This is a genomic window from Kitasatospora sp. NPDC054768, assembly GCF_053612025.1.
Window position 1 is genome coordinate 47,821 of sequence record NZ_JBSHBN010000052.1, and the last position, 7,134, is coordinate 54,954.

Annotated in this window: 7 protein-coding genes; 5 read left to right on the top strand and 2 right to left on the bottom strand. The window is 73.5% G+C overall.

The features are described from left to right. The first annotated feature begins 119 nt into the window (after positions 1-119). The 3 genes from ACWGKU_RS17960 to ACWGKU_RS17970 are packed head-to-tail and all read left to right on the top strand — an operon-like array spanning position 120 to position 2,733. Positions 120-1,169: a GSCFA domain-containing protein gene (locus tag ACWGKU_RS17960; RefSeq protein WP_452178554.1), complete on the top strand. Its 1,050-nt coding sequence runs from the start codon at positions 120-122 to the stop codon at positions 1,167-1,169. Beyond that, entirely contained in the window at positions 1,132-1,827 is a 696-nt protein-coding gene (locus ACWGKU_RS17965; protein WP_452178553.1) for a hypothetical protein, read from the top strand. The genes ACWGKU_RS17960 and ACWGKU_RS17965 overlap by 38 nt, the downstream gene beginning before the upstream one ends. 33 nt (positions 1,828-1,860) lie before the next feature. Next, positions 1,861-2,733 (top strand): TauD/TfdA dioxygenase family protein, encoded by an 873-nt coding sequence (locus tag ACWGKU_RS17970; RefSeq protein WP_401051843.1) that lies wholly within the window; start codon positions 1,861-1,863, stop codon positions 2,731-2,733. A 59-nt stretch (positions 2,734-2,792) separates the two neighbouring features. On the opposite strand, the gene ACWGKU_RS17975 is transcribed toward ACWGKU_RS17970, so the two are convergent. Beyond that, positions 2,793-3,560, bottom strand: a complete 768-nt coding sequence (locus tag ACWGKU_RS17975; RefSeq protein ID WP_452178552.1) for a SpcZ — start codon at positions 3,558-3,560, stop codon at positions 2,793-2,795. Positions 3,561-3,776: 216 nt separating this feature from the next. Further along, positions 3,777-4,427: an NAD(P)-dependent oxidoreductase gene (locus ACWGKU_RS17980; RefSeq protein ID WP_401055069.1), complete on the bottom strand. Its 651-nt coding sequence runs from the start codon at positions 4,425-4,427 to the stop codon at positions 3,777-3,779. A 242-nt stretch (positions 4,428-4,669) separates the two neighbouring features. Between ACWGKU_RS17980 and ACWGKU_RS17985 the strand changes: the two genes are divergently transcribed. Both ACWGKU_RS17985 and ACWGKU_RS17990 read left to right on the top strand, forming a co-directional pair. Further along, entirely contained in the window at positions 4,670-6,214 is a 1,545-nt protein-coding gene (locus tag ACWGKU_RS17985; protein WP_452178551.1) for an FMN-binding glutamate synthase family protein, read from the top strand. Between the two features lie 274 nt (positions 6,215-6,488). After that, positions 6,489-7,082, top strand: a complete 594-nt coding sequence (locus ACWGKU_RS17990; RefSeq protein ID WP_452178550.1) for a hypothetical protein — start codon at positions 6,489-6,491, stop codon at positions 7,080-7,082. Positions 7,083-7,134 lie beyond the last annotated feature (52 nt).

Genomic DNA, 7,134 nt, shown 5'->3' on the forward strand with positions numbered 1-7,134 from the left:
GGCGTCGCCCGGCGCGGCCGCAGGCCCGGTCCGCACCAGCACCAGCCCCAGCCCCTCAGCCGTTCCGCACCCGCGCCTCCTTCGACCGCCGCCGTCCGACCCATCGGAGACCATCCCCCGTGAACCCCTACCAGGCACTACCGGCGCGCTCGTTCTGGCGCTCCGCCGTGGCCGAGCCGGACCCGCTCGCCATCGACGACCTCTGGACGCCCGCGTTCGCGATCGGGCAGGACGAGCCGATCCTCACCGCGGGGTCCTGCTTCGCCGCGCACATCGGCCGTGCCCTGCTGGAGCAGGGCATGAACTGGTGCGACGCGGAGCCGGCCCCGCCAGGGCTGACCGAGCAGGAGCGCAGGGCCCGCCACTACGGGGTGTTCTCGTTCCGCACCGGAAACATCTACACCGCCGCCGTGCTGCGGCAGTGGCTCTCCTGGGCCTTCGGCCGCACGACCCCGCCCACCGGGGCGTGGCTGGACGAGGGCAGGTACCACGACCCCTGCCGTCCGTCCGTCGAACCCGGCGGCCACGCCTCGGCCGAGGAGATGCTGGCGGCCCGGGGGACGACCCTCGCCGCCATCCGTGAGGCCGTCACGGAAGCCGGCTGCCTGATCTTCACCCTGGGCCTGACCGAGGCGTGGCGGGACCGCGCCGACGGCACCGTCCTGCCGTCCTGCCCCGGCACCGTGCGCGGCACCTTCGACCCGGACCGCCACGTCCTCCACCGGTTCACCTTCGACGAGGTCCGCCGCGACCTGACGGACGCCGTGGCGCTGGCCAGGGAGGCCAATCCGCGGCTGCGGGTCCTGCTGACCGTCTCACCGGTTCCGCTGACCGCGACCGCGACCGGCGGCCACGCGCTCACCGCCAACACCTACTCCAAGTCGCTGCTGCGGACGGTGGCCGGGCAGCTGACCGAGGACCTCGACGACGTCGACTACTTCCCGTCGTACGAACTCATCACCGGCCTCCCGTTCCGGAGCAGGTTCTACGCGCCGAACCTGCGTGAAGTGACCTCCGAGGGCGTCGACTTCGTGATGCGCCACTTCATGGCCGGGCTGTCGCGGCCCTCGGCGGATCCGCGACCGGTCCGAACCGGTACGCCGGCCGCGGGACCGAAGGGGGTGGACACCTGTGACGACGCCGTCCTCGACTACTACCGCCCCCGCTAGGTTCCTGCTGCTCGGCGACTCGCACGCCGGCCCGATCGGACGAGCCGCGAAGGCCGCCCGGATCCCCTTCCAGGGCGGCCCGATCGGTGCCGGGCGCGAGTTCACCGACGACTTCTTCGCGCCGCGCGAGCACGACGTGGTGTTCCACAAGGCCGAGGCCGACGCCCACTACCGCAGCTTCCTGGCCGGCCTGGACGCGGACGGCCTCGGGCACCTCACGGTCCCCCTGGTGTCCACCTTCGGCCTCAGCGCGCACTTCGTCGCCACCCGGGAGAACTGGCACCTCCACCGTGGCCGCGACGGCGGTTTCGCCCCGGGCTTCCTCTCCGGGCCGCTGTTCGACGCCGTCGTCCGCGCCACCGTCCGCGACGCGCTGGCCTTCTACCGCCACGCACTCGGCCTCGGCCTGCGGGTGCTGGCCGTGCTGCCGCCGCAGCGCGTGCCGGAGCAGTCCGACCCGGTGGTGTTCACGGCCGCGCAGGAAACGGTCCGAAGCGCGCTCGACGCGCTCGGCGTCGAGGTCGTCGACCTCCGGTCCCGCACCACCGGACCGGACGGCTTCCAGCGCCCCGAGCTGTGCGAGGCCGACGACTCCATCCACGGCAACCTGGCCTTCGGCCGGCTGGTCCTCGCGGACCTGCTGGCACGCGGGCTGTGACGACACCGAATCCCCCCACCACAGGAGCAGGTCATGGAGCAGTACGAGCTGGACGCGGTCAGGGCCGTCACCACCAGGCCCGCCAAGGAGTACCGGACCGTCACGGTCGACCCGGTCACTCCGGTGATCGGCGCCGAGGTCTCCGGCGTCGACCTCTCGAAGGAGCTGTCGGACGATCAACTGGCCGAACTGAAGCAGGCGTTCCTCGACCACCACGTCCTCGTGTTCCGCGACCAGGAGCTGACGGACGAGGACCACAAGCGCTTCGCCGGGCACTTCGGCGAACTGCGCCCGGTCAACCCGCCCCCGGTCGACGCGGATCCGTACATCCTGGAGATCAGCACCGGCGCCGAGGCGGACAACGTCGCCGGCAACGGCTGGCACGCCGACGGCACCGCCGACGCCGAACCCTCGCTCGGGTCGATGCTCCACATCACCCGGGTGCCGGAACCGGGCAGCGGCGGCGACACCCTGTTCGCCAACATGCACCTGGCGTACGAGATGCTGTCCCCGACGATGCGCGAGCTGCTCGACGGCCTGACCGCGATCCACGACGGCCTCGTCGCCTTCCAGGGCTACACCCCGCCCGAGGGGTACGTGATTCCCAAGAGCGAACACCCCCTGGTGGTGCGGCACCCCGACACCGACCGCAGGATCCTCTACGTCAACAAGGCCTACACCGCGCGCATCCCCCAGCTGTCGCCCGACGAGAGCCGGGCCCTGCTCGACCTGCTCTGCGCGCTGCCCGCCCAGCGGCCCCTGCTGAGCTGCCGCATCCGCTGGAGCCCCAACACGCTGGTGTTCTGGGACAACCGCTGCGTCCAGCACCACGCCACGTACGACTACCACCCGCACACCCGCTACGGTCGCCGGGTCGCGATCAACGGCGGGCCGCTCAAGGGCTGATCCGGTCCGCGCCCGGTCCGCGCCCGGAGCTGAGCCCGGGTGCCGGGCTCAGCTCCGGGTCAGGCGGCTTCCGCGCGGGCCAGGCAGGCGGCGAGGCCGTCGGCCAGCCGCGCCCAGGTGGCGCGCTCGCCGCGCTCGTCCCGCCGGTCGGCGTGCACCAGCACCACCGCGCGGACCTGGGCGGACGGCCAGGTCGCGGCGTAGGCGGCGGGGTCCGCCGCCGCGTACGCGGCCGCCACGGCGGCCGCGTTGGCCAGGGCGTTCGCGTCGGCATGGGCCCGCACGTTGGCCGTGGTGTTGAGCTCCGCGTAGGTCTCGCCGTACTGGGCGGCCTCGGCCGCGTCGTAGCCGTTCGCCAGCGCGTAGGAGCCGGCGGCGGCCGCGGCCGCGGCGTAGGCCTCGGCGTACGGGTACGCGTGGTGGAAGAGCTCTCGCAGCTCCGGTTCGAGCGCCGCGCGCCACGTGCCCTCGTCGACCCGACCGCCGCCCAGGGCGTCCGCGTGCAGCGCCTGGACGCGCTGGTGCTGCGCGACGGACCCGCCGCGCCGTGCGCTCGCCTCGGTCAGCACCGGCCCGACGGCGGAGCGGTACCAGTCGTGGACCACGCTGAAGGGCACCCTGCCGTTCAGCCGCTCCATCTCCCGGCGCACACGGCGTGCCCAGGCCCGCGCCGCGTCGGCGTCCATGCCCTCGAACAGCGCCTCCGACACCTGCGCCAGCCAGGGCGGCACGGCCGGCCCCCCACCCGGCGCCGCCGCCCCGACCGGGGCCGGTGCGAGGGTGCCGAGGGAGGAGGAGAAGACCGCGAAGGTCTCGGGCGTGGTCATCCGCTCTGCTCCTCAGGGGCTCGTCCCCGACCCGGGCGAGAACGCCGAACCGGTGAAGTCCGCTGGAGCGGTGGAGAAGCGGAGCTTCACCGGCCGCTCCGGTGAGGAGATCGTACAGGCGCGCAGACGGCGGGGGAGGGGTTCCCGGTGCGCCCGCACCTCGGCCCGACCCGCTCTCGCCGCCACCGGTCGGATACCGCCGGCGGAGCGCGGGGTTCAGTCGCCGACGGCGAAGCGTTCGCCGACGTGGTTCCGCTGCTCGATCTCGTCGACGAGGGCCACCGCGTAGTCCTCGGCGGAGATTCGGCTCCTGCCCTCGGAGTCCACGACCAGGTCGTCGAGGGCGGTGCGGTAGGTGCCGGTGCGCTCGCCGGGCTCGATCTGTCCGGCGGGGCTGAGGCAGGTCCAGCGGACGTCGTGGACGGAGCGGTAGAAGTCGAGGGCGTCGCCGTGGGCGTGCATGATCTGCAGCAGGGGCTCGGGCAGTCCTTCGGCGTCCCACACCTGCTTTCCGTCGGGTGTGCGCAGCGAACCGGCGCCGTTGACGGTGATCAGCCGCGGGGCCTTTCCGTCCAGCGAACGCAGCCCGGCCACCAGGGACTCGGCGGAGGGCGCGATGGTGGCGAGGTGACCGGGCCCGTCACTGCCGCCGACGGCGCTGACGACCACGTCCTGGCCCCGGGCCGCGGCGGTCACCGAAGCGGGGTCCAGGACGTCGCCGGTGGTGACGGTGAGGCCGGGCCGCTTCTCGGTGAGCCTCCCGGGGTCGCGGACGACGGCCGTGACGTGGTGGCCGCGGTCCAGCGCCTCGCGCAGGATGCGGCTGCCGATCATGCCGGTGGCGCCGTACAGAGCGATCTTGGCCATGGCGGGTCTCCTCGGGACCGGGCATCGGGTGGAGGCACCACGCTAGCCAGCGTGCCGTCGTCGCCCGGGAAGGCGCGCTGACACCCCCTGGTCGCAGGAGGTTCGGCGCGGCCTTTTACCATCATGTCGCATTCTTCGACGGAGCTGCTGCCCGGTTGGCCGTGTCCCCGCCGTCCCGCACCCCGTACGACACGACGGCTCCACCGCCCGGCGGTGGAGCCGTCCATCGAGGAGGAACGTCCATGCAAGCCCGGAAGATCGGCGCGGCCGCCGCCACAGCGGTGGCCCTCCTGGCGGCCCGCGACCTCGTGCAGAAGCGGCACGCGCTGCTCCGGAACTTCCCGGTGGTCGGGCACGCCCGGTACCTGCTGGAGACGATCGGGCCGGAGCTGCGGCAGTACATCGTGACCTCCAACGAGGAGGAGCGCCCGTTCAGCCGTGACCAGCGCACGTGGATCTACGCGTCGGCGAAGGAGGAGAACAACTACTTCGGGTTCGGCACCGAGGTCGACGTCGAGCACGTCCAGGGGCACGCCTACCTGAAGCAGCGCACCTTCGCCGGCACGCTGCCCGACGCGCACGACCCGCAGGCCCCGCTGCCCTCGGCCAAGGTGCTGGGCGGGCCGCGCGGGCGCGCCAAGGCCTTCCGGCCGGCGAGCGTGGTGAACATCTCGGCGATGAGCTTCGGGTCGCTCTCCGGCGCGGCCGTCACGGCGCTCAACAAGGGGGCGGCGCTCGCGGGCGCGATGCACAACACGGGGGAGGGCGGCCTCTCGCCGTACCACCGCAACGGCGGTGACCTCGTCCTCCAGCTCGGCACGGCGTACTTCGGCTGCCGCAACGAGGACGGCACCTTCAACCTCGACAAGCTCAAGGAGGTGGTCGCCGGCGCGCCCGTCAAGGCGATAGAGATCAAGCTCTCCCAGGGCGCCAAGCCGGGGCTGGGCGGGATGCTGCCGGGCGCGAAGGTGACGGCCGAGATCGCCGGGATCCGCGGCATCCCGGAGGGCCAGGACTGCGCCTCGCCGTCGCGGCACTCCGCGTTCGGCGACGTCGACTCGATGCTCGACTTCGTCGAACTGCTCGCCACCGAGACCGGTCTGCCGGTCGGGGTCAAGAGCGCGGTGGGCGAGATGGGCTTCTGGCAGGAGCTGGCCTCGCTGATGGCGCGCGGCGACCGCGGGGTCGACTTCGTGACGATCGACGGCGGCGAGGGCGGCACCGGGGCGGCGCCGCGGATGTTCGCCGACTCGGTGTCGCTGCCGTTCCGAATGGGCTTCTCCCGGGTCTACGGCACCTTCGCCGAGCTGGGGCTGACCGACGAGCTGACCTTCATCGGTTCCGGCAAGCTCGGCCTGCCCGAGAACGCCGCCGTCGCCTTCGCCCTGGGCGTCGACATGATCAATGTGGCCCGTGAGGCGATGCTGTCGATCGGCTGCATCCAGGCCCAGAAGTGCCACACCGACAAGTGCCCCACCGGCATCGCCACCCAGAACCCGTGGCTGGCCCGCGGCATCGACCCGGCCTCGAAGGCCGACCGGGCCGCCTCCTACCTGCGAACCCTGCGCAAGGAGCTGATGAAGGTCTCGGCGGCCGTTGGCGTCGCCCACCCGGCACTCATCACGGCCGACGACTTCGAGATCATGAACGGCGACTACGAGGCCCGCACCCTCGCCGGTGTCTACGGCTACAAGGAGGGCTGGGGCGAGCTCGGCCCGCACCTCGCCGAGGAGATCACGGCGCTCCTCACCGGCGAGTCGGCCGCCTCCCGGAAGCCGGCGGTCTGAGGCACCGCCCGGAGCGGCTCCACGGGGCGGGACGCGAGGGGTGGCGGGAGGCCGGTGGGACGTGAGGGACCGCCGGGAGCCGTCGGCACGCAAGGGGCGGAGGGGCGCCACCGGGACCCGAGGGGGTGCCGGGAAGCTGCCGGTCGATCTGCCGCAGCCTCCCGGGACGGCCGCCATAGCCTGGGCGCCCGGCGCGCAGGACCAGGATGACGCGCCGTCAGAACGGCGGCCCCCGTGGCTCGCCGTCCCCGTCCGGAAGGATCCCAAGCCTGCCATGACCACTCTCCGTACCCGGGCCGCCGCCCTGGCGGCCGTCGCCGCCGTCGGGTTCGCCACCCTCACCGCCGGGGCCGCCCACGCCGCCGCGGCAGCGCCGTCCCCGGCCGCCCCCTCGGTCGCCCAGGCGCCCGCCGCCGCGCCCGCCGCGGTCGCGGCGCTGTCCACGCCCACCCGCATCCCGGGCAACACCGCGATCTCCCGCAACCAGGCCTGGTACTCGCCGGACGGCCGGGTCATGTTCGCCATGCAGGGCGACGGCAACGTCGTGCTCTACCGCGACAACAAGCCGGTCTGGGTGGCCCCCGGCGCCATGCCCGACGGCAACGTGCTGGTCATGCAGGGCGACGGCAACCTCGTCGTGTACTCCGCCGCCAACACGCCGCTGTGGAACAGCCAGACGGGCGGCCGCCCGGGCGCCGAGCTGGCCATCTACAACGAGGGCGCGATCGCGGTCGTCCTGAACGGCAAGGTCCTGTGGACCTCCGCCCCGTCCACCCCGGCGCCCCTCCCGGCCTGCCCGCCGTGGGGCCCGCCGCTCCCCGGCCAGATCGTCTGGCCGTGGTGCCCGACCTGGCCCTTCCCCGTGTAACCCTCCCGAGCGGCCCCGTGGCCCCGGGTCCTCGCCCGGGTGGGACGAGGAC

Excerpts from the sequence above, each read along its gene's own strand:
- ACWGKU_RS17985 (WP_452178551.1), top strand. The coding sequence starts at position 4,670 with ATGCAAGCCCGGAAGATCGGCGCGGCCGCCGCCACAGCGGTGGCCCTC.
- ACWGKU_RS17990 (WP_452178550.1), top strand. The coding sequence starts at position 6,489 with ATGACCACTCTCCGTACCCGGGCCGCCGCCCTGGCGGCCGTCGCCGCC.
- ACWGKU_RS17980 (WP_401055069.1), bottom strand. The coding sequence starts at position 4,427 with ATGGCCAAGATCGCTCTGTACGGCGCCACCGGCATGATCGGCAGCCGC.
- ACWGKU_RS17975 (WP_452178552.1), bottom strand. The coding sequence starts at position 3,560 with ATGACCACGCCCGAGACCTTCGCGGTCTTCTCCTCCTCCCTCGGCACC.
- ACWGKU_RS17970 (WP_401051843.1), top strand. The coding sequence starts at position 1,861 with ATGGAGCAGTACGAGCTGGACGCGGTCAGGGCCGTCACCACCAGGCCC.